Annotated in this window: 19 protein-coding genes; 11 read left to right on the top strand and 8 right to left on the bottom strand. The window is 65.5% G+C overall.

The genetic code is table 11. The features are described from left to right. Positions 1-30: 30 nt before the first annotated feature. The 6 genes from J2X92_RS05925 to J2X92_RS05900 form a co-directional block, all read right to left on the bottom strand. Positions 31-768: an ABC transporter ATP-binding protein gene (locus J2X92_RS05925; protein ID WP_307574178.1), complete on the bottom strand. Its 738-nt coding sequence runs from the start codon at positions 766-768 to the stop codon at positions 31-33. Continuing rightward, complete coding sequence (locus J2X92_RS05920) at positions 761-1,510, bottom strand: ABC transporter ATP-binding protein (protein WP_307574177.1); 750 nt, start codon at positions 1,508-1,510, stop codon at positions 761-763. The genes J2X92_RS05925 and J2X92_RS05920 overlap by 8 nt, the downstream gene beginning before the upstream one ends. A gap of 27 nt (positions 1,511-1,537) precedes the next feature. Further along, positions 1,538-2,290 carry an SDR family NAD(P)-dependent oxidoreductase gene (locus J2X92_RS05915; protein WP_307574176.1) on the bottom strand — a complete coding sequence of 251 codons (753 nt, stop codon included), beginning with the start codon at positions 2,288-2,290 and terminating at the stop codon, positions 1,538-1,540. A 13-nt stretch (positions 2,291-2,303) separates the two neighbouring features. Beyond that, the gene (locus J2X92_RS05910; RefSeq protein ID WP_307574175.1) at positions 2,304-3,218 is read right to left on the bottom strand and encodes an SMP-30/gluconolactonase/LRE family protein; all 915 of its coding nucleotides are present in this window, start codon (positions 3,216-3,218) and stop codon (positions 2,304-2,306) included. Between the two features lie 7 nt (positions 3,219-3,225). Further along, a complete protein-coding gene (locus J2X92_RS05905; protein ID WP_307574174.1) occupies positions 3,226-4,449 on the bottom strand; it encodes an ABC transporter substrate-binding protein in 1,224 nt (407 codons plus the stop codon). Between the two features lie 95 nt (positions 4,450-4,544). Further along, positions 4,545-6,197 (bottom strand): long-chain-fatty-acid--CoA ligase, encoded by a 1,653-nt coding sequence (locus J2X92_RS05900; protein ID WP_307574173.1) that lies wholly within the window; start codon positions 6,195-6,197, stop codon positions 4,545-4,547. A gap of 243 nt (positions 6,198-6,440) precedes the next feature. Between J2X92_RS05900 and J2X92_RS05895 the strand changes: the two genes are divergently transcribed. The 3 genes from J2X92_RS05895 (at position 6,441) to J2X92_RS05885 (ending at position 10,082) form a co-directional block, all read left to right on the top strand. Continuing rightward, entirely contained in the window at positions 6,441-7,796 is a 1,356-nt protein-coding gene (locus J2X92_RS05895; protein ID WP_307574171.1) for a M20 metallopeptidase family protein, read from the top strand. A gap of 311 nt (positions 7,797-8,107) precedes the next feature. Next, complete coding sequence (gene dusA, locus J2X92_RS05890) at positions 8,108-9,148, top strand: tRNA dihydrouridine(20/20a) synthase DusA (RefSeq protein ID WP_373424790.1); 1,041 nt, start codon at positions 8,108-8,110, stop codon at positions 9,146-9,148. 148 nt (positions 9,149-9,296) lie between these two features. After that, the gene (locus tag J2X92_RS05885; protein ID WP_307574170.1) at positions 9,297-10,082 is read left to right on the top strand and encodes an IclR family transcriptional regulator; all 786 of its coding nucleotides are present in this window, start codon (positions 9,297-9,299) and stop codon (positions 10,080-10,082) included. Between the two features lie 121 nt (positions 10,083-10,203). Here the strand turns inward: J2X92_RS05885 and J2X92_RS05880 are convergent, their stop codons facing one another. Further along, positions 10,204-10,851, bottom strand: a complete 648-nt coding sequence (locus J2X92_RS05880) for a GntR family transcriptional regulator (RefSeq protein WP_307574169.1) — start codon at positions 10,849-10,851, stop codon at positions 10,204-10,206. 128 nt (positions 10,852-10,979) lie between these two features. Here J2X92_RS05880 and scpA point away from each other — a divergent pair, with 128 nt between their 5' ends. The 8 genes from scpA (at position 10,980) to J2X92_RS05840 (ending at position 20,118) form a co-directional block, all read left to right on the top strand. Beyond that, positions 10,980-13,142: a methylmalonyl-CoA mutase gene (scpA, locus tag J2X92_RS05875; RefSeq protein WP_307574167.1), complete on the top strand. Its 2,163-nt coding sequence runs from the start codon at positions 10,980-10,982 to the stop codon at positions 13,140-13,142. Between the two features lie 14 nt (positions 13,143-13,156). Further along, positions 13,157-13,630 (top strand): GNAT family N-acetyltransferase, encoded by a 474-nt coding sequence (locus J2X92_RS05870; RefSeq protein WP_307574166.1) that lies wholly within the window; start codon positions 13,157-13,159, stop codon positions 13,628-13,630. Between the two features lie 44 nt (positions 13,631-13,674). Further along, a complete protein-coding gene (gene meaB / locus J2X92_RS05865) occupies positions 13,675-14,673 on the top strand; it encodes a methylmalonyl Co-A mutase-associated GTPase MeaB (protein ID WP_307574725.1) in 999 nt (332 codons plus the stop codon). 40 nt (positions 14,674-14,713) lie between these two features. Beyond that, positions 14,714-16,258: an acyl-CoA carboxylase subunit beta gene (locus J2X92_RS05860; protein ID WP_307574164.1), complete on the top strand. Its 1,545-nt coding sequence runs from the start codon at positions 14,714-14,716 to the stop codon at positions 16,256-16,258. A gap of 20 nt (positions 16,259-16,278) precedes the next feature. Beyond that, entirely contained in the window at positions 16,279-16,401 is a 123-nt protein-coding gene (locus J2X92_RS05855; protein ID WP_307574162.1) for a hypothetical protein, read from the top strand. Then, a complete protein-coding gene (accC, locus tag J2X92_RS05850; protein WP_307574160.1) occupies positions 16,394-18,442 on the top strand; it encodes an acetyl-CoA carboxylase biotin carboxylase subunit in 2,049 nt (682 codons plus the stop codon). The genes J2X92_RS05855 and accC overlap by 8 nt, the downstream gene beginning before the upstream one ends. Before the next feature lie 141 nt (positions 18,443-18,583). Next, positions 18,584-19,633: a biotin synthase BioB gene (gene bioB, locus J2X92_RS05845; RefSeq protein ID WP_307574159.1), complete on the top strand. Its 1,050-nt coding sequence runs from the start codon at positions 18,584-18,586 to the stop codon at positions 19,631-19,633. After that, complete coding sequence (locus tag J2X92_RS05840; protein WP_307574157.1) at positions 19,630-20,118, top strand: VOC family protein; 489 nt, start codon at positions 19,630-19,632, stop codon at positions 20,116-20,118. The genes bioB and J2X92_RS05840 overlap by 4 nt, the downstream gene beginning before the upstream one ends. Here J2X92_RS05840 and J2X92_RS05835 read toward each other — a convergent pair. Then, a complete protein-coding gene (locus J2X92_RS05835) occupies positions 20,108-20,605 on the bottom strand; it encodes an Lrp/AsnC family transcriptional regulator (protein WP_307574155.1) in 498 nt (165 codons plus the stop codon). The two genes, J2X92_RS05840 and J2X92_RS05835, sit on opposite strands and share 11 nt — an antisense overlap. Positions 20,606-20,661 lie beyond the last annotated feature (56 nt).

Below are 20,661 nucleotides of genomic sequence, written 5' to 3'. Positions count from 1 at the left end.
CGTGTGTTCGTCCTGCGTTGATTGCTTTGTTCAGAGCCCCAGCAGGGACTCGATGCGGCCGCGCTGCGCGTCCAGCTCGTCGCGGCGGAAATGCGCCGCGACCTGCCCTTCCTCGATCACGTAGAAGCGATCGGCCAGCGTGGAGGCGAAGCGGAAGTTCTGCTCCACCATCAGCACGGTGAAGCCGCGCTGGCGCAGCATGCCGATGGTCTGGCCGATGCGCTCGACGATCACCGGCGCGAGGCCTTCCGTGGGTTCGTCGAGCAGCAGCAGCCGCGCGCCGGTGCGCAGGATGCGCGCGATGGCCAGCATCTGCTGCTCGCCGCCCGACAGCCGCGTGCCGGGGCTGTGGCGGCGCTGCAGCAGGTTGGGGAACAGCGTGTAGATCTCGTCGACGCTCAGGCCGCCCGGGCGCAGCACCGGCGGCAGCATCAGGTTTTCCTGCGTCGTGAGGCTCGCGAAGATGCCGCGCTCCTCCGGGCAGTAGGCCAGCCCGAGCCGGGCAATGGCTTCGGGCTGCAATCCGATGGACGGGGTCGGGCCAATGTGGATCAGCCCTTCGCGCCGCCCGAGCAGGCCCATGATGGCGCGCAGCGTGGTGGTCTTGCCGGCACCGTTGCGTCCCAGCAGGCAGACCACCTCGCCTTCGTGCACTTCGAGGTCGATGCCCTGCAGCGCCAGCGTCTCGCCGTACCAGCCGCGCAGGCCGTCCACGCGCAGCATGGCTGTCGCTGGCTTGCTTGCTTCCATCACTGCGGCGTCATGCATGCACGCCTCCCACATAGGCTTCGATCACGCGGGCATCGCGCGACACCTCGTCATAGCTGCCCTCGGCCAGCACCTGGCCGGCCTGCAGTACGGTCACCTGGTCGCACAGCGCCTCGATGACTTTCATGTTGTGCTCGACCATCAGCACCGTCCGGCCCTTGGCCGCGTCGCGGATCAGCTCGACCACCGGGCCGATGTCTTCATGGCCCAGGCCCGCCATCGGTTCGTCGAGCAGGATCATCTCGGGTTCCATCGCGATGGTGGTGGCGAGCTCCAGTGCGCGCTTGCGGCCGTAGGGCAGTTCGCCGGCCAGCGCATCGCGCCAGTTGGCCAGGCCCACGCGCTCCAGCAGCTCCATGGCGCGGGCGTCCAGGCTGCGCAGCACGCTCACGTTGCGCCAGAAGGCAAAGCTGCCGCCGGCCTTCTTCTGCAGCGCGACGCGAACGTTCTCCAGCACCGTCATCTGGCCGAACACGGCCGAGATCTGGAACGAGCGCACCAGGCCGGCCATCGCCACCGAGGCGGGGTCGCTGCGCGAGATGTCCCGGCCATTGAAGATCACATGGCCGGCGCTCGGCCGCAGGAAGGTGGTCAGCAGGTTGAAGCACGTGGTCTTGCCGGCGCCGTTGGGGCCGATCAGCGCGTGCACGGAATGCCGGCGCACCCGCAGGTCGACGTTCTTCACGGCAAAGAAGCCGCTGAATTGCCGGCTGAGCTGCCGCGCTTCGAGGATGGTGTCCATGGTGTGGGGGCGTGGGCGAGCCGGCGCTCAGAGAAAGGCGTGCGTCACGCCGCCGTCCACCAGCAGCGATTCGCCGGTGATGAAGCTGCTGTCGGATGAGGCGAGGAAGCACACCGCCTTGGCCACGTCGTCCACAGCGCCGAGCCGCTTCATCGGTGTCTTGGCGAGCCGCACCTGGGCCTTCTCGGGGGTGAGATTGATCTTCACGCCTTCGGTCTCGATGGACCCCGGGCAGATCGCGTTGACACGGATGCCGCGCGGCCCGAGGTCCACCGCCGCCGAGCGCGTGAGGCCCAGCACGCCGGCCTTCACGCCGCAATACAGCATGCCCTCGGGCAGGCCGAGGTAGGCTGCCGACGATGCGATGTTGACGATGCTGCCGCCGTCGCCCATGGCCTCGGCCGCCACCTGGATGCCCCAGGCGACCGAGTTGAAGCCGGTGCCGACCATGCGCTCGAGCATCTCGGGCGTGATGGCATCGATGGGGCCGTAGCGCACCCAGATCGCGTTGTTGACAAGGATGTCGAAGCGGCCGAACTTTTCCTTCATCACCGGGATGGACTGGGTGAAAGTGTCGCGGCGCGCCACGTCGCCGCCGAAAGCCATGGCGCTGCCGCCTTGGGCTTGAATGGCTTCGGCGGCTTCGCGTGCCAGGTCTTCCTGGCGGTCGAGTACGCCGACGATGGCGCCTTCGGCCGCCAGGGCTTCCGAGATGGCGCGGCCGATGCCGCGAGCACCGCCGGTGACGAGCGCCACCTTGCCTTCGAAACGATGAGTCATGTTGTCTGCCTTGTCAGATCGGATGAGAGGCGTCGGCAAAGCGGGACTCCTCGAGTCCGCGCACGCCGGCGCCGTGAATGGCGAACACCGCACCCGCATCCGGATGGTCGCTGCGCAGCAGGTTGCCGCTGTTGCTGATCGAAGTGAGGTAGATCACGTCGAGCTCGGGGCCGCCGAAGCAGGGGCAGGTGACATAGGTCACAGGCAACTGGATGGTGCGTTCGAGCCGGCCTTCGGGAGTGAAGCGCGCGAGTTGCCCGGCCTGCACCAGCGCCACCCAGAGGTGCCCCTGGGCATCGACGGCGGCGCCGTCGGGAACGGAGCCGAGTGCGCGCGTGTCCACCAGCACTTCGCTCGGGCCCGCGGCGCCGGTGGCCGGGTCGTAGGGATAGCGGTGGATCTGGTGCGTGTGGCTGTCCGCAAAGTAGAGCCAGCGGCCATCGGGGCTGAAGCTGGTGGCGTTGGCGACAGCGATGCCGCGCTCCAGCGTGGCCACCGTGCCGTCGGAAGCCAGCTGGTACAGCGCACCCTGGGGCTCGGCGCGGCCCAGGGTCATCGAGCCGACCACGAAGCGGCCCGCGCGGTCGGTGCGGCCGTCGTTCAGGCGCATGCGTTCGGCGACATGCGTCACGCCCGCTCCCATGGGCATGAGCGAGCCGCTGTGGGGGTCGAGCAGCCAGAAGTCATGCTCCAGTGCCAGCAGCAGGCGACCGCTCTCACACAGCGCGATGGAGCCGATGTGCTGCGGCGCCTGCCATTGCGCGCTGGCGCCGGTGGCGGGCGTGTGGCGGCGCACGAGCTGTGCGCGGCCGTCGATCCAGTAGAGCGACTGGCTGCGCACGTCCCACAACGGACACTCGCCGAGCAGGTCGCGCCGGGGATCGAGGATGTCGATCCGCAGCGGCTGAGCGGGGGAGGCGGCAGCCATGGGGCGATCACTTGCCCTTGATGAAATCGCAGCTGCTCTCGGCCAGAGGGCGCCAGGTCTGCTCCGGCGAGATCTCGGCGCGCACTGTGTAGTAGTCGTTCGCGCCCTTGGACTCGGCGGGCTTCTTCACCTGCACGGCATAGACGGGGCGAAGCGCCTGGCCGTCCTCGCGGATCCTGACGTCCTTCGAGAAGAAATCGTTGATCGACATGGCCTTCATCTTCGCCGCGACGGTGGCGCCATCGTCGGTGCCCGCGGCTTTGACGGCGTTCAGGTAATGCATGGTGGCGCTGTAGGCGCCGGCATGAATGTAGGTCGGTACCACGCCCTTGTTGCGGGCCATGAAGCGCTTCGACCATTCGCGCGAGGCATCGTCGCGGTCCCAGTAGAAGGGCACCGTCAGCTGCAGGCCCTGGGCCACGTCCAGGCCCATCGCCGCCACGCTGTTGATGGTCATGCCGAACACCGACACCACCTGGCCATTGCGCGTGAGCTTGTATTCGGCCGCCTGCTTCAGCGCGTTCGAGAGGTCCAGGCCCGCGTTCAGGATGACGATGGCCTGCGCGCCGCTGGCCTGCGCCTGCAGCAGGTACGACGAGAAATCGGTGGCGCCCAGCGGGTGCTTGACGGAGCCCACCACCTTGCCGCCTGCCGCCTGGATGAATTTGGTGGCGTCGTCCTGGAAGGCCTGGCCGAAGGCATAGTCCACGGTGATGAAGTAGAAGCTCTTCACGCCCTGCTTCATCAGGCTCTGCACACCCGCCTTGGGCAGCGCATAGGTGTCGGTGAGGAACTGGAAGTTCATCGGCGAGCACGACTTGTTGGTCAGCTCCGCACTCACCGTGCCGGCGATCAGGTAGGGCTTCTTGCGTTCCTTGAGCAGCGATGACACGCCCAGCGCGATGGAGGAGGCCGAGCCGCCGACGATGGTGTCGACTTTCTCGGTGTCCAGCCATTTGCGCGCGATGTTCAGTCCCACGTCGGGCTTGTTCTGGTCGTCGGCCAGCAGCACCTCGACGGGCTTGCCGAGTACCTTGCCGCCAAAGTCCTCGACGGCCATCTTCACGGCCAGCGAAGAGCCGGGACCGCCGTTGCCCGAATAGGGGCCCGTCTGGTCGGCCATGACGCCGATGCGCACCACGTCTTCGCTGATGGCGCTGCCTTGGGCCGCAGCGGCCGCACTGACGAGAAGGGCGACCGCGCAGGCCGCAAGGCGGAATCGATGTTGCATGTTTGTCTCCGTTGTGTGTGTGTGTGAGGGTTGCTGTCGCTTGAGCTTTGCCGCAGCTCCGGCGCCTTGGATTTGCCGAAGGGAAGAGGAAAGCCTCAGCCACCGGGTACGTCGGTAGGAAGCCGGTGGCCGCGGAATTGCTCGCGCAGCCGGGTCTTCTGCAGCTTGCCGGTGGCGGTGTGGGGCAACTCGTCGACGAAGACGACGTCGTCGGGCATCCACCAGCGCGCCACGCGGTCCTGCATGAAGCCAAGGATTTCCTCGGACGTGAGTTGCGCGCCCTCGTTCGGGACCACGATCAGCAGCGGGCGTTCCTGCCACTTGCTGTGGTACGCGCCGATGACCGCCGCCTCCTTCACCTTGGGATGACCGACTGCGAGGTTTTCCAGGTCGATCGACGAGATCCATTCGCCGCCCGACTTGATCACGTCCTTCGAGCGATCGGTGATCTGCACGTAGCCGTCCTTGTCGATCAGCGCCACGTCGCCGGTGTCGAACCAGCCGTCGGCGTCGAGTGATGCGCCGGGCTCCTGGCCGTAGTAGGCCGATACCACCCAGGGGCCGCGCACCTTCAGCTCGCCCGGTGTGTGCGAGCCGTCGGGCAGCCTGCGTCCCTCGGCGTCGAACACTGCGATCTCGACACCGAAGATGGCGCGCCCCTGCCGCACCTGCACGTCGAAGCGCTCCTCCAGCGGGATGCCCTCGTGGCGCGGCAGCAGGTTGCAGATCGTGGCCAGCGGGCTGGTTTCGGTCATGCCCCAGGCCTGGATCACATAGGCGCCGAACAGGTGCTCGAATTTCTCGATGACGGCGCGCGGCGCAGCGGAGCCGCCGACCACGACGCGTTCCAGGCACAGTTCGGCACGCGTGGCCGCATCGAGCTTCTCCGCATGCTGGAAGAAGCCGAGCCACACGGTTGGCACGCCGAGCGAAAAGGTGCAGCGCTCGTCGCGCATCAGGGTGAAGAGGCGCTCGCCGCCGAGGTCCGGCCCCGGCAGCACCAGCTTGGCGCCGCACATCGCGCTCGCATACGGGATGCCCCAGGCGTTCACATGGAACATTGGCACCGCGAGCAGCACGCTGTCGTGCGCGCGCAGCTGCAGGCCGTCGGCCGCGCAGGCCGCCCACGAGTGCAGCACCGTCGAGCGGTGGCTGTAAAGCACGCCCTTGGGGTTGCCGGTGGTGCCGGAGGTGTAGCAAAGCGAGGAAGCGGTGTTCTCGTCGAGTTCGGGCCACTGCGCCAGCGGCTCGGCCTCTGCCACCAGGCCCTCGTAGGACAGCAGCGGCCCCGGCAGGTCCAGTGCGGGCAGCTCCGCGCGGGAACAAAGCGCGACGAATGCCTTGACCGACTTCAGATGGGGCGCGACCTGCGCGAGCAGTGGCGCAAACCCGAGATCGAAGAAGAGCAGGTCGTCGGCCGCATGGTTGACGATGTAGCCGATCTGGTCCGGAAAGAGCCGCGGGTTGACCGTGTGCAGCACCGCCCCGATGCCTGAGACGGCGTAATAGAGCTCCAGGTGCCGATGCGTGTTCCAGGCTAGCGTCGCGACACGCGCGCCGGGCTGGATGCCTCGCGCCTGCAGCGCCGATGCGAGCCTGGCCGCGCGCTGTGCCACCTGCCGCCAGTTCGTTCGCTCGCACTGCTGGGCGTTGACGTGCGAGACGATTTCGACGTCCGGATGGTGCCGTGCCGCGTGCTCCAGCAGTTTGGAAATCAGGAGCGCGTTGCTCTGCATCAAGGCATTCATCTCGTTGTCTCGTGTCTTTCTTCTGTCACGTCGAGCGATTTGCCGGCTTTGTTTTTACATGCCGGCCGGTAAGTTAACTTATGCTAGCAGCTTTGATTGCCCACTACAACGCGAGCTGGCCCGGGGAAACCCGGGGAATAGCGGTAACCACCGTGGCGAGCTACCTGGCTGGGCTGTCACGCCGCGCCACAGAGCCGGCAATGCATGATTCACGCAACTTTTCCGGCAACTTTCCAATTCATCATGAACATTCGACGCCACGTCTGCGCTTTCATTCTCGGAGCCACTTTCGCGGGAGCGCATGCACAAAACACAGCGCCCGCGACGCCCTCCACGCTGCTGTCACAGGCCCTGGTCCTGTCCGATGGCACACAGCCCCAAGTGGTCGAGTGGCGCCGGCATGTCCACCAGAACCCCGAGCTGGCCTACCAGGAAACCGATACCGCGAAGTACATCGCCCAGGCCCTCGCTGGCATGCCCGGCGTCGAGGTGCGCACCGGAATCGCCGGCACGGGCATCAAGGCCGTGCTGCGTGGTGGCCGTCCGGGCCCTGTGGTGGCGCTGCGGGCGGACATGGATGCCTTGCCCGTGGAGGAGCGCAACGATCTGCCCTTCAAGTCCACAGCCAAGGCGGACTGGCTGGGCAAGCCCGTCGCCGTGTCGCATGTCTGCGGGCACGATGCGCACGTCGCCATGCTGCTGGGCGCAGCCAAGGTGCTGTCGTCGTTGCGCGAACAGTTGGCTGGCACGGTGGTCTTCATCTTCCAGCCGGCCGAGGAGATCGGCCCGGGCCTGGGCAAGTCCAGCGGCGCCATGGCGATGGTGCGCGAGGGCGTGCTCGACAACCCCAAGGTCGATGTCGTGCTCGGCCAGCACATCAGCAACCAGGCGCCGTCCGGCGCGATCCGCTACAGGCCGGGCCCGATGCTGGCCAGCATCGACGTGTTTCGTATCCAGTTCAAGGGCACGGGCGGCCACGGAGCGGCGCCGTGGGCCTCCAACACACCCATGCTGGCCGCGGCCGAGACCGTGCTGGGCCTGCAGAACATCGTGAGCCATCGGCTCAACCCGACCATCGACGGTGGGCCCACGATCGTGACCACCGGCATGCTGCAAAGCGGGAATCGCTTCAATGTGCTTCCCGAGACGGCCGAGATCGCCGGCACGATCCGCGCGCTGTCGCCGACGAACCAGAAGATAGCCCAGGAGGAAATCCGCCGCCGCGCCACGGGAATCGCGGCCAGCTACGGCGTGCAGGCGGACGTCAAGATCGACAGCGGAGACGGCTACGAGGTGCTGGTCAACGACCGGGACGCCACGCTCTCGCTGGTGGGCGCTTTCGGTGTCGCCGCGGGAGGTGCCGCGAAGGTGAGCCAGATGCCTGCTTCCATGGGATCGGAAGACTTCGGCGCCTTCGGTTCGACCGGTGTGCCGGTCGTGTTCTGGATGCTGAACGCCTCGCCGATGGGCGACAAGGACGGGCCGGTGAATCACTCGCCGTTGTTCCAGATCGACGAGTCAGCGATGCGCGTGGGCGTTCGCGCACTGACTGCGGCGACGCTTTCTCAGTTGGCCGACGAGCGGTTTCAGAGACGCTGAGAACTGCTTGCGCTCTCGTGGGGCGCGCACTGACAGTGGATGACCGGCGCTCGACGTCTTGACCTGGCAGCTTGCCGCACTCAACGAAGGTGAATGAACTGGGGCTTCGAGGGTGTGCCCCTTCGCGGACTAGCGCAACCGGTCTACCGCGAGCAGCGTCCTTGATTCGGATGCGGGCCATGTGCGCTACGCTTCCGTCTGCGCGCTTGGGTTTAATGATGCTGCCCAAGGTGCACCTCAAGTTGGTACACGCCGAATTTGTGGCAGAAATGTACCAACGACGGCTCCGAAATGGCACCAAACGACATCGAATGACACCGAGAGAGAACAGCAGTAACCCCGCGTCAGGCCTTGGTTTTCCTAGAGAGAGCCCTATTTCCGAGGCTATGCGCGTTTCCGTGGCGCCGATGATGGATTGGACGGACCGCCATTGCCGGTACTTCCACCGCCTGCTGTCGCGCCACGCGCTGCTCTACACCGAGATGGTGACCACCGGCGCGCTGATCCATGGCGACGTGCCCCGTCACCTTCGCTTCAACGCCGAAGAGCACCCCGTGGCTTTGCAACTGGGCGGCAGCGAGCCGGCCGACCTGGCGCACTGCGCGAAGCTCGGCGAAGAGTGGGGCTACGACGAGATCAACCTCAATTGCGGCTGCCCGAGCGAGCGCGTGCAGCGCGGCGCTTTTGGCGCCTGCCTGATGGCGGAGCCGGCGCTGGTGGGCGACTGCGTGAAGGCCATGGTCGACGTGACGAGCCTTCCGGTCACGGTCAAGCACCGCATCGGCATCGACAAGATCGAAAGCTACGACTTCGTGCGCGATTTTGTCGGCGCGGTGAGCGATGCAGGCTGCGGCACGTTCATCGTCCACGCCCGCAATGCCTGGCTGCAGGGGCTGAGCCCGAAGCAGAACCGCGAGATTCCGCCGCTGCGCTACGAGCTCGTGCACCGGCTAAAGCACGACTTTCCGGCCCTGGCTTTTTCGATCAACGGCGGTATTTCGGCCAATGCGCAGGTGCATGAACACCTTCGGCTGCTCGACGGCGTCATGGTCGGGCGGGAGGCGTATCACAACCCCTGGTGGCTGGCGGAGTGGGACGCCGAGTTCTACGGCGCGGCGCCGCAGCCGTTCACACGGGAAGAGGTCGAGGCGCTGATGTGCGACTACATGGTGCGCGAGGCGGCCGACCACGGCACCCAGTGGTCGTCGATCGCCCGGCACATGCTGGGCCTGCGTAACGGGCTGCCAGGCGCGCGCCGCTGGCGCCAAGTCTGGAGCGATCATCGGCTCAAGACACGGCCCCCGCACGAGGTGATGGCGCTGGCGCATGAGCCGGTGGCAGAGGCCGCCTGAGCCCTGTCGGAGAGCGTACTGGCGCCCGAGCTTGGCGCTTCAGCAACGCAATGTGTTCCAAAATGATAATGATTTGATGGGGGCTGCATCTTTTCAATTTTTCTGCTGAAGAATCAAGAAACAACTGATAAGTAGGGGTTTCGCATTCATGACTGACACGGCAGGGGGCAAGGAAGAAGTCACCGCGCTCGGACGCGGGCTGGCCCTGTTGAAGGTCATTGGGATGGCGGCGGGTCCGGTGAGCAACCGCGAATTGGCCGACGCCACGGGCATTCCCAAGGCGACGGTATCGCGCCTGACCGCCACGCTGGTCGGTGCGAGCTATCTGCGGCAGGCAACGGACAGCGAGCGCTTCAGCCTCGGTCCGGCACTGCTGGACATGAGCAGCCGCTACCTTCGCCAGTTCGACTTGCGTTCCGTGGCAAGGCCGCACCTGGCGGAGCTATCGGAATTTGCAGGCGCCAGTGTCCACGTCGCGGTGCGCGATGATCTCGATATGCTGGTCATCGATTCGCTGCGGCCGCGCTCGGCCCTGATCAGTTCGCGCCTGGAGATCGGCACCCGGCTGACCGTGGTCACTTCGGCCGCTGGACGGGCCTGTCTTGCGGCGCTGCCCGCCGCGGAGCGGGCCACGCTGCTGGAACGGATCCGCGAGGAAAGCGGCGAAAAATGGCCTTCCATCGAGCCGCGCCTGATGGCCGGAATCGAAGAGTACGACCGGATGGGCTATTGCAGCTCTTTCGGCGAATGGCATCCTCACATCCACGCGCTCGGCTTCGCGCTAAAGGGCCCGCATGGCGAGCACTACGGCGTGAGCTGCGGCGGCCCAGCCTACCTGCTGCCGAAGGAAATGATGCTCACGGAGGTCGCGCCCCGCCTGCTCGAAGTGGCCCGGCGCATCTCGGCCGAAACCGGCTCCGTGAACCCCGATTAGCGACGCGGCAGCGTGGCTCCTTCGTGGAACACCGAGGAACCGGCTTCGCCGGGCCTCAGGTGTTGCCCCCGGTAGGTGGTTGGAGTAGCGACACGAAGTGCGCGAAGACTGGGGGGCGAGCTCAGTTCGCGGCTTCAAGGCCATTCTTGAAATGCTCGCGCATGCGCGCCATCGCCGCCGTGGCGTCGCGCGATTCGATCGCCGCCATCATTGCGCGGTGCTCCGCCAGCGATTCGGCAATCCGCCCCTCCTTGAGCAGCGAATTGTGGCGGTTGAGCTTCATCACCTTGCGGAGGTCGGCCACCATCTGGTCGCGCCACTTGTTGTTGGCAATGGCCAATAGGCGCATGTGAAAGCGCTCGTTCACCGCAAAGAAGTGTTCCCGGTTTTCCTTGCCCGGGGCGGCGGCGGCCTCCAGTTCGGCGTGCAGCGCCTTCAGTTCCGCGCGCTGCGTATCGGTGGCGCGCTCGGCCACCACCCCGGCCGCGTCGCTCTCGAGCAGCGAGAGCAGGTGGTACACGTCGGCCAGGTCTTGTTCCGACACTTCGGTGACGTAGGCGCCGCGCCGCACCTTCATCGTCACCAGGCCTTCGGCAGCCAGCACCTTCAGCGCTTCGCGCAGCGGCGTGCGGCTGATGCCGTATTCCTCGGCCAGCTTGAGCTCGTCGATCCAGCTGCCCGGCTCCAGCTCGCGGCGGAAGATCCGCTGGCGCAGCAGTTCGGCCACCTCTTCATAGAGGGCGCGCGGTGTGAGGGTAAGGGCGGACATGGGTCGGACTGTACCGCAAAAATTGGGTTTGAATTAATAATTATGGATCGGTTAGACTCGCTGCGGCTTGCAAATCCCTTGCAGGCAAATTTGCGACTACCCTGCAAGACACCGCACAACGGCCCCTCATGAGCAGCACACCCGAACCCACCTTCAAGCCCGCCAACCTCGCTGATTGGGCCAAGGCCGCGGCCAAGTCCGCGCCGGGCGGCGACGTGAACGCGCTCAACTGGATTACGCCGGACGGCATCACCGTCAAGCCGCTGTATACCGCCGGCGATCTGCAGGGGCTCAAGTACACCGACACGCTCCCAGGGTTCGAGCCCTACCTGCGCGGGCCCCAGGCCACCATGTACGCGGTGCGGCCGTGGACCATCCGGCAGTACGCCGGCTTTTCGACCGCCGAGGAATCGAACGCCTTCTATCGCAAGGCGCTGGCCGCCGGCGGGCAGGGCGTGAGCGTGGCCTTCGATCTGGCCACCCACCGCGGCTACGACAGCGACCATCCGCGCGTGACAGGCGACGTCGGCAAGGCCGGCGTGGCCATCGATTCGGTCGAGGACATGAAGATACTGTTCGACCAGATCCCGCTCGATAAGGTCTCTGTGTCCATGACGATGAACGGCGCCGTGCTGCCGGTGCTGGCGGGCTACGTGGTCGCGGCCGAAGAGCAGGGCGTGGCGCAAGACCAGCTGAGCGGAACCATCCAGAACGACATCCTCAAGGAGTTCATGGTCCGCAACACCTACATCTTTCCGCCCGCGCCAAGCATGCGGATCATCGGCGACATCATCGAGTACACGGCGCAGCGCATGCCCAAGTTCAACTCGATCTCGATCAGCGGCTACCACATGCAGGAAGCCGGCGCCAACCAGGCGCTGGAACTGGCCTTCACGCTGGCCGACGGCAAGGAATACGTGAAGACCGCGTTGGCCAAGGGCCTGGACGTCGACGGCTTTGCCGGGCGCCTCTCTTTCTTCTGGGCCATCGGCATGAACTTCTACCTCGAAGTGGCCAAGATGCGCGCTGCGCGCCTCTTGTGGTGCCGCATCATGAAGGAGTTCAACCCCAAAAACCCCAAGAGCCTGATGCTGCGCACGCACTGCCAGACCTCCGGCTGGTCGCTCACCGAGCAAGACCCGTACAACAACATCGTGCGCACCACCATCGAGGCCATGGCCGCGGTGTTCGGCGGCACGCAGAGCCTGCACACCAACGCGCTCGACGAAGCGATTGCGCTGCCCACCGAGTTCAGCTCGCGCATCGCGCGCAACACGCAACTCATCATCCAGGAAGAGACGCACATCACGAACGTGGTCGACCCGTGGGCCGGCAGCTACATGATGGAAAAGCTCACGCAGGACATGGCCGACGCGGCCTGGGCCATCATCGAAGAGGTCGAGGCGATGGGCGGCATGACCAAGGCGGTCGACAGCGGCTGGGCCAAGCTCAAGATCGAAGCGGCCGCCGCCGAGAAGCAAGCGCGCATCGATTCGGGCAAGGACGTGATCGTCGGCGTCAACAAGTACAAGCTCAAGAACGAAGACGCGATCGACAGCCTCTCCATCGACAACGTGATGGTGCGCGACCAGCAGGTGGCGCGGCTGCAGAAGATCCGCGCCTCGCGCGACACGGCCAAGGTGCAGGCCGCACTCGACGCGCTGACCGAAGCCGCCGAGAACGGCACCGGCAACTTGCTTGCGCTCAGCATCGACGCGGTGCGCCTGCGCGCCACGGTGGGCGAGATTTCGGACGCGCTCGAAAAATCATTCGGCCGCCATCGGGCCGACACGCAAAAGGTGACCGGTGTGTACGCTGCTGCCTATGACTCCGCCGAAGGCTGGGAAGCCCTCAAGACCGAGATCAATGCCTTCGCAGAAGAGCAGGGCCGCCGCCCGCGCGTGATGATCTCCAAGCTGGGGCAGGACGGGCACGACCGCGGCGCCAAGGTGGTGGCTACGGCGTTCGCCGACCTGGGTTTCGACGTGGACATGGGGCCGTTGTTCCAGACACCTGAAGAGTGCGCGCGGCAGGCCATCGAAAACGACGTGCATGCCGTCGGCGTGAGCACGCTCGCGGCCGGCCACAAGACGCTTGTGCCGGCCATCATCAACGAGCTCAAGAAGCAAGGCGCGGACGACATCATCGTGTTCGTCGGCGGCGTGATTCCGCGGCAGGACTACGACTTTCTCTACGAAGCCGGTGTCAAGGGCATCTATGGCCCGGGCACGCCGATCCCCGCCAGCGCCAAGGACGTGCTGGAACAGATTCGCGCGGCGGTGTCGGCCTGATCGGGACGCTAGACGTGGGCGATCTCTTGTCACGGCTGTCGCTGCAGCCGGTGGATTCCAGCGATTTCGAAGCCATGCTCGCCTTGCGCGTCGATGCGATGCGCCCGAGCCTGGAGCGCGTCGGGCGCTTCGACCCCGCGCGTTCGCGCGAGCGGCTCCAGGCCGGCTTCATCGTGCCCTTCATGCACCACATCGTGCTCGACGGCGACCGGCGCATTGGTTTCGTCACGCTCAAGCCCGAGGGTGCGGATGCGCTACGGCTCGATCATCTCTACCTGCGCACCGGCTTCCAGGGACTGGGCATCGGCGAATGGGCGCTGGAGTGGGCCAAGTCACAGGCGCGCGAACAGCAACTGGACATCAAGCTCACCGCGCTCGTGCAGAGCGACGCCAACCGCTTCTATCAGCGGCACGGCTTCGTGCTCGAAGGCGAGGAGGGCGTCGATCTGCACTACCGCTGGCGCGCGTCGTCGGAGGGGGCGTGCTGAAGTCGGCCGAGGCACTCGAACGCGCGATCACCGAGCCGGACGGCATGGTGCAGCGCCGCGCCATCGCCAAGGCCATCACGCTGCTCGAATCCACCCGCGCCGACCATCGCGTGCAGGCCGACGAGCTGCTCACCGCGCTGCTGCCGCGCACCGGCAACTCCTTTCGCCTGGGTATCTCGGGCGTGCCGGGCGTCGGCAAATCGACCTTCATTGAAACGCTGGGCCTGCTGCTGATCGGCAAGGGGCACCGCGTGGCGGTGCTCACCATTGACCCGTCGTCCACCGTGTCGGGCGGCTCCATCCTGGGCGACAAGACGCGCATGGAGCGGCTCTCGGTTCACGAGCGCGCCTACATCCGTCCCAGCCCGTCGAGCGGCACGCTCGGCGGCGTGGCCGAGAAGACGCGCGAGGCCATGCTGGTGTGCGAGGCTGCGGGCTACGACGTCGTGATCGTCGAGACCGTGGGCGTGGGCCAGAGCGAAACCGCCGTGGCCGGCATGACGGACATGTTCGTGCTGATGCAGCTGCCCAATGCGGGCGACGACCTGCAGGCCATCAAGAAGGGCGTGATGGAGCTGGCCGATCTGGTCGTCATCAACAAGGCCGACATCGACAAGGATGCCGCCACGCGTGCGCAGGCGCAGATCACTTCTGCATTGCGCCTCTTCGGCCACCAGGGCAATCCAGACCACGCGCATGCGGTGCACGATGCGCACAGCGGCGTGGAGGTGCGCTTCTGGCTGCCCAAGGTGCTGCAGCTCAGCGCGCTGGCCGGCACGGGCGTCGATGCATTCTGGAATGCCGTCACGCAGTTCAGGCAACTGCAGACCGCCAATGGCAAGCTCGCCAAGCGTCGGGAAAAACAAGCGACGGCGTGGATGTGGGAACGCATCGACGCCGGACTCAAGCAGGCCTTCAGGCATCACGCGCAGGTGCGTGAACTGCTGCCCCAACTCACTCAGCAGGTGGCAGAAGGCTCGCTGCCCGCATCGACGGCGGCACGCCAGCTGCTTGCGGCGGCGGCCATTACGGCCAGGCCATGACGGCCCACACAATTCAGGACCACAGCTTCGGAAGCACACCATGCAAGAACTGATCGAACAACTCGAAAAGCGCCGTGCCCAGGCACGCCTTGGCGGCGGACAAAAGCGCATCGACGCGCAGCACGCGAAGGGCAAGCTCACCGCGCGCGAGCGCATCGAGCTGCTGCTGGACGACAACACCTTCGAAGAGTGGGACATGTTCGTCGAACACCGCTCGGTGGATTTCGGCATGGCCGAGCAGAAGATTCCGGGCGACGGCGTGGTCACTGGCTACGGCATGATCAACGGCCGCCTCGTCTTCGTCTACAGCCAGGACTTCACGGTCTTCGGCGGCGCGCTGAGCGAAGCGCATGCAGAGAAGATCTGCAAGGTGATGGACCAGGCGATGAAAGTCGGCGCACCGGTCATCGGCCTCAACGACTCGGGCGGCGCGCGCATCCAGGAGGGCGTGGCCTCGCTCGGCGGCTATGCCGACGTGTTCCAGCGCAACGTGATGGCCAGTGGAGTGGTGCCGCAGATCAGCATGATCATGGGCCCGTGTGCCGGTGGCGCGGTGTACTCGCCCGCCATGACTGACTTCATCTTCATGGTGAAGGACTCGAGCTACATGTTCGTCACCGGGCCCGACGTGGTGAAGACCGTGACGCACGAGAGCGTCACGGCCGAAGAGCTCGGCGGCGCCGTCACACACACCACGCGCAGCGGCGTGGCTGACATGGCGTTCGAGAACGACGTCGAGGCGCTGATGATGCTGCGCCGCCTGTACAACTATCTGCCGCTCAACAACCGCGAGAAGCCGCCGGTGCGCCTGGGCAACAACGGCCAGGGCGACCCGGCCGACCGGCCCGACTATTCACTCGACACGCTGGTGCCCGACAACCCCAACAAGCCCTACGACATCAAGGAGCTGATCCTCAAGGTGGTGGACGACGGCGACTTCTTCGAGCTGCAGCCCGACTATGCGAAGAACATCGTGATCGGCTTCGGGCGCATGGAAGGCCAGACCATCGGCATCGTGGCCAACCAGCCGCTGGTGCTCGCTGGCTGCCTCGACATCAAGAGCAGCATCAAGGCCGCGCGCTTCGTGCGCTTTTGCGATGCCTTCAACATTCCGGTGGTGACCTTCGTCGACGTGCCCGGCTTCATGCCCGGCACCGGTCAGGAGTACGGCGGCATCATCAAGCACGGCGCCAAGCTGCTGTACGCGTATGCGGAATGCACGGTGCCGAAGATCACCGTCATCACGCGCAAAGCCTACGGCGGTGCTTATGACGTGATGGCATCCAAGCACCTGCGCGGCGACGTCAACCTCGCCTGGCCACGCGCCGAGATCGCGGTGATGGGCGCGAAGGGCGCGGTGGAAATCATCTTCCGCGAAGACAAGAACGACCCCGAGAAGCTGGCCGCCCGCGAGGCCGAATACAAGGCCCGCTTCGCCAACCCCTACGTGGCGAGCGCGCGCGGCTATATCGACGACGTGATCCTGCCGCACGAAACCCGCAAGCGCATCTGCCGCTCGCTCGTGATGCTGCGCGAAAAGAAGCTCGAGAACCCGTGGCGCAAGCACGGGAACATCCCGCTGTGAGCGGTACGGAGAAGAAGAACATGTTCAAGAAAATCCTGATCGCCAATCGCGGTGACCAGCCGCAAAGCGGCGCAGCGACGAAGTCACATTGCTTGGCACGCGAAGCGTGCGGCGATTTCATCGCGGAGACCACAGATGTTTAAAAAAATCCTGATCGCCAACCGCGGTGAAATCGCCTGCCGCGTGATCCAGACGGCCAAGAAGATGGGCATCCTTACCGTTGCCGTCTATTCCGACGCCGACAAGGAAGCCCGCCACGTCGAACTGGCCGACGAGGCCGTTCACATCGGCGCCGCGCCGAGCCGCGAGAGCTACTTGCAGGCCGACCGCATCATTGCGGCCTGCAAGCAGACCGGCGCCGAGGCGGTGCATCCGGGTTACGGCTTCCTGTCGGAGAACGAAGCCTTTGCGCGCAAGGTCGAGGAAGAGGGCATTGCCTTCATCGGGCCCAAGCACTATTCGATCGCGGCGATGGGCGACAAGATCGCTTCGAAGAAGCTCGCGAACGAAGCCAAGGTCAACACCATTCCGGGCTGGAACGATGCCATCGAAACGGCCGAGCGTGCGGTCGAGATCGCCAAGGACATTGGCTACCCCGTGATGATCAAGGCCTCAGCCGGCGGCGGCGGCAAGGGCCTGCGCGTCGCGTTCAACGACAAGGAGGCCTTCGAGGGCTTCACCTCGTGCCGCAACGAGGCGCTGAACAGCTTTGGCGACGACCGCGTGTTCATCGAGAAATTCGTGGAGGAGCCGCGCCACATCGAGATCCAGGTGCTGGGCGATTCGCATGGCAATGTCATCTACCTGAACGAGCGCGAATGCTCGATCCAGCGTCGACACCAGAAGGTGATCGAGGAGGCGCCATCGCCCTTCATCTCTGACGCGACGCGCAAGGCAATGGGCGAGCAGGCGGTGCAGCTGGCCAAGGCTGTTAAGTACCAGAGCGCGGGTACCGTGGAGTTCGTGGTCGGCAAGGACCAGAGCTTTTATTTCCTGGAGATGAACACGCGGCTGCAGGTGGAGCATCCGGTGACTGAGTGCATCACCGGGCTCGACCTGGTCGAGCTGATGATCCGCGTCGCGGCGGGCGAAGAGCTGCCGCTCACGCAGGCCGAGGTGAAGCGCAATGGATGGGCCATCGAGTGCCGCATCAATGCCGAAGATCCGTTCCGCAATTTCCTGCCTTCGACGGGCCGTCTGGTGAAGTTCCAGCCGCCGGCCGAGACCATGTTTGCCAGCGACACCGAACGCCTGAACGGCGTGCGCGTGGACACCGGCGTGTACGACGGCGGCGAGATCCCGATGTATTACGACTCGATGATCGCCAAACTCATCGTGCACGGCAAAGACCGGCAGCATGCGATAGCCCGCATGCGCGAGGCGCTCAATGGCTTCGTGATCCGCGGCATCAGCAGCAACATTCCTTTCCAGGCGGCGTTGCTTGCGCATCCCAAGTTCGTGGCGGGCGACTTCAACACCGGCTTCATTGCAGAGCACTACGGCAAGGGCTTCCATGCCGAAGACGTGCCGCACGCCGATCCGTCGTTCCTGATTGCGCTCGCGGCCTATGTGCATCGGCGCTACCGCGCGCGCGCCTCTGGCATCAGCGGTCAGCTCGAAGGCCATGGCGTGAAGGTGGGCGAGCAGTTCGTGGTGGTGGAACTGGGGCCGGAGGGCAAGCACGTGCACCATCCGGTCTCGGTGACCGACTTTCACGGCAAGACCGGCGCCAGCGCCGTGGCCGTGGGCGGCAAGAGCTACAAGATCGACAGCGGCTTTGCGCTGGGCGCCGTTCGCGTGCAGGGCATGGTCAATGACCGGCCGTTCACCGCACAGGTGGAGCGCGGCGCAGGCAGGAACCCGCTGGCGCTGCGCGTGTCGCACGACGGCACGCAAATCGAGGCCATGGTGCTGTCGCCGCTGGGCGCGCGGCTGCTCGCGCTGATGCCCTACAAGGCACCGCCCGACCTGAGCAAGTTCCTCATGTCGCCAATGCCGGGCTTGCTGGTCGAGGTGTCTGTGCAGCCGGGCCAGCAGGTACGCGCCGGCGAGAAGCTGGCGGTGATCGAGGCGATGAAAATGGAGAACGTGCTGTTCGCCACGCAAGACGGCGTGGTGGGCAAGGTTTCGGCCAACAAGGGCGAGTCGCTCGCGGTCGATCAAATTATTCTGGAGTTTGAATAAAGCTCACCCCCAGGCTTCGCGCACTTCGTGTCGCTTTCTCCAACCCTCTTCCGGGGGCAACACCTGCGGCCCGGCGGAGCCGGTTCCGCGGTGTTTCCCGAACAGGCAACGCTTCGGGCACTTACGAAAGATTTCATTGATATGACGACCTCCGATCTTTTTTTTGAAGCGCCTATCTCGGCGCCTGTCACGCTGCACCGGCCCGCCAAGACGCCGGCCCCGCAAGGCCCCTGGTCGGTCGAAGCGATCCAAGCGCTGCTCGACAAGCCGCTGATGGATTTGCTGTTCGAGGCGCAGACGGTGCATCGCCAGCATTTTCCCGAAGGCGACATCGAACTGGCGACCCTGCTTTCGGTCAAGACCGGCGGCTGTCCCGAGAATTGCGGCTACTGTCCGCAGTCGGCCGAGTTCGACACCGGCGTGAAGGCGCAGAAGCTCATGGAAGTCGACGAGGTGGTGCGCGCCGCGCAGGCCGCCAAGGACGCCGGTGCCACGCGTTTTTGCATGGGCGCCGCATGGCGCGCGCCGAAGGACCGCGACGTGGAGAAGGTGGCCGTGCTGGTTGAAGCGGTGAAAGGCCTCGGCCTGCAGACCTGCGCCACGCTCGGCATGCTGGAGCCGCACCATGCGCACCAGCTCAAGGCCGCGGGCCTGGACTATTACAACCACAACCTTGATACCGCGCCCGAGTACTACACCGACATCGTCGATACGCGCACCTACCAGGACCGGCTCGACACGCTGGCCCATGTGCGCAGCGCCGGCATCAGCGTGTGCTGCGGCGGCATCGTCGGCATGGGCGAGCAGCCGGTGCACCGCGCAGGCCTCATCGCGCAACTTGCCAACCTGAACCCGTACCCGGAGTCGGTGCCGATCAACAGCCTGGTGCGCGTGCCCGGCACGCCGCTGGCCGATTCGGAGCCGGTCGATCCTTTCGACTTCGTGCGCATGATCGCGGTCGCCCGCATCACGATGCCGACTGCGCGTGTGCGGTTGTCGGCTGGGCGTCAGCAGATGGGCGATGCGGTGCAGGCGCTGTGCTTCATGGCGGGCGCCAATTCGATCTTCTATGGCGACAAGCTGCTGGTCACCGGCAACCCCGACGTGGAGGCCGACGTGCAGCTGCTGCGCAAGCTGGGACTGCAGTCGCGCCGGACCACTACCACCGAAGAAACAGAGGCCTGCGCATGACGGCCGCGGCACGTCCCTTCAAGGTGCTGGGCATCCAGCAGATTGCCATCGGCGGGCCGGACAAGATGCGGCTGCAGAAGCTCTGGGTCGACATGCTGGGGCTCGAGGTCACGGGCACCTTCAAGAGCGAACGCGAGAACGTCGACGAAGACATCTGTTCGATGGGCAGTGGCCCGTTCAAGGTCGAGGTCGACCTGATGCAGCCGCTCGATCCTGAGAAGAAACCGGCGGTGCACACGACGCCGCTCAACCACGTGGGCCTGTGGATCGACGACCTGCCGAAGGCCGTCGAATGGCTCACTGCCCAGGGCGTGCGCTTTGCGCCCGGCGGCATCCGCAAGGGCGCAGCGGGCTTCGACATCTGCTTTCTGCATCCGAAGGCGAACGACGAATTTCCGATCGCGGGCGAGGGCGTGCTGATCGAGATGGTGCAGGCGCCGCCCGAGGTGGTGAGGGCCTTCAGCGCGCTGGCCGCTACGCGTTGAGCACCTTCTTGATCGGCGGCTTCACGTCGGAGCGCTGAGGCGGCAGCATCGGCTGGTGTTCGCGCGCCGGGTTCAGGATGATCGAGGTGGCGGTCTCTGTGAGGATGCAGAACTTGGTGACCACCGCGTCGAGGTGGCTCACGTCGATGACGGCGATCTCCAGGATCCAGCTGTCGTCGCCGGTCACGTTGTAGGCATTGACGCATTCGGGCGTCTGCTGAATCAGCTCGACCACACGCGCATAGTCGGCACGGCCGACTCGGATGATCGCGCGAATGCCATAGCCGAGCTTGCCGAGGTTGACCGTGGCGCGGTAGCCGCTGATCACGCCCGCGGCTTCCAGTTTTTTCACGCGCTCGGTCACGGCCGGCTGGCTCAGGTGCACGCGGCGGCCGAGCTCGGCCATAGTGAGTCGCGCATCGGCCTGCAGTTCGGCCAGGATGCGCGTGTCATGGGCATCGAGTGCGGGGTTTAAGGGCAAGTCCATAAAACTCCTTTAAATCGACGGTGCAAGATAGTTGGAACCATGAATTGTGCATGGCC

The sequence above is a fragment of the Variovorax paradoxus genome (assembly GCF_030811855.1).
Classification (GTDB): domain Bacteria; phylum Pseudomonadota; class Gammaproteobacteria; order Burkholderiales; family Burkholderiaceae_C; genus Variovorax; species Variovorax paradoxus_L.
Note: the sequence above shows the minus strand (reverse complement) of the source record. Positions and strands in the feature narration are given on the sequence as shown.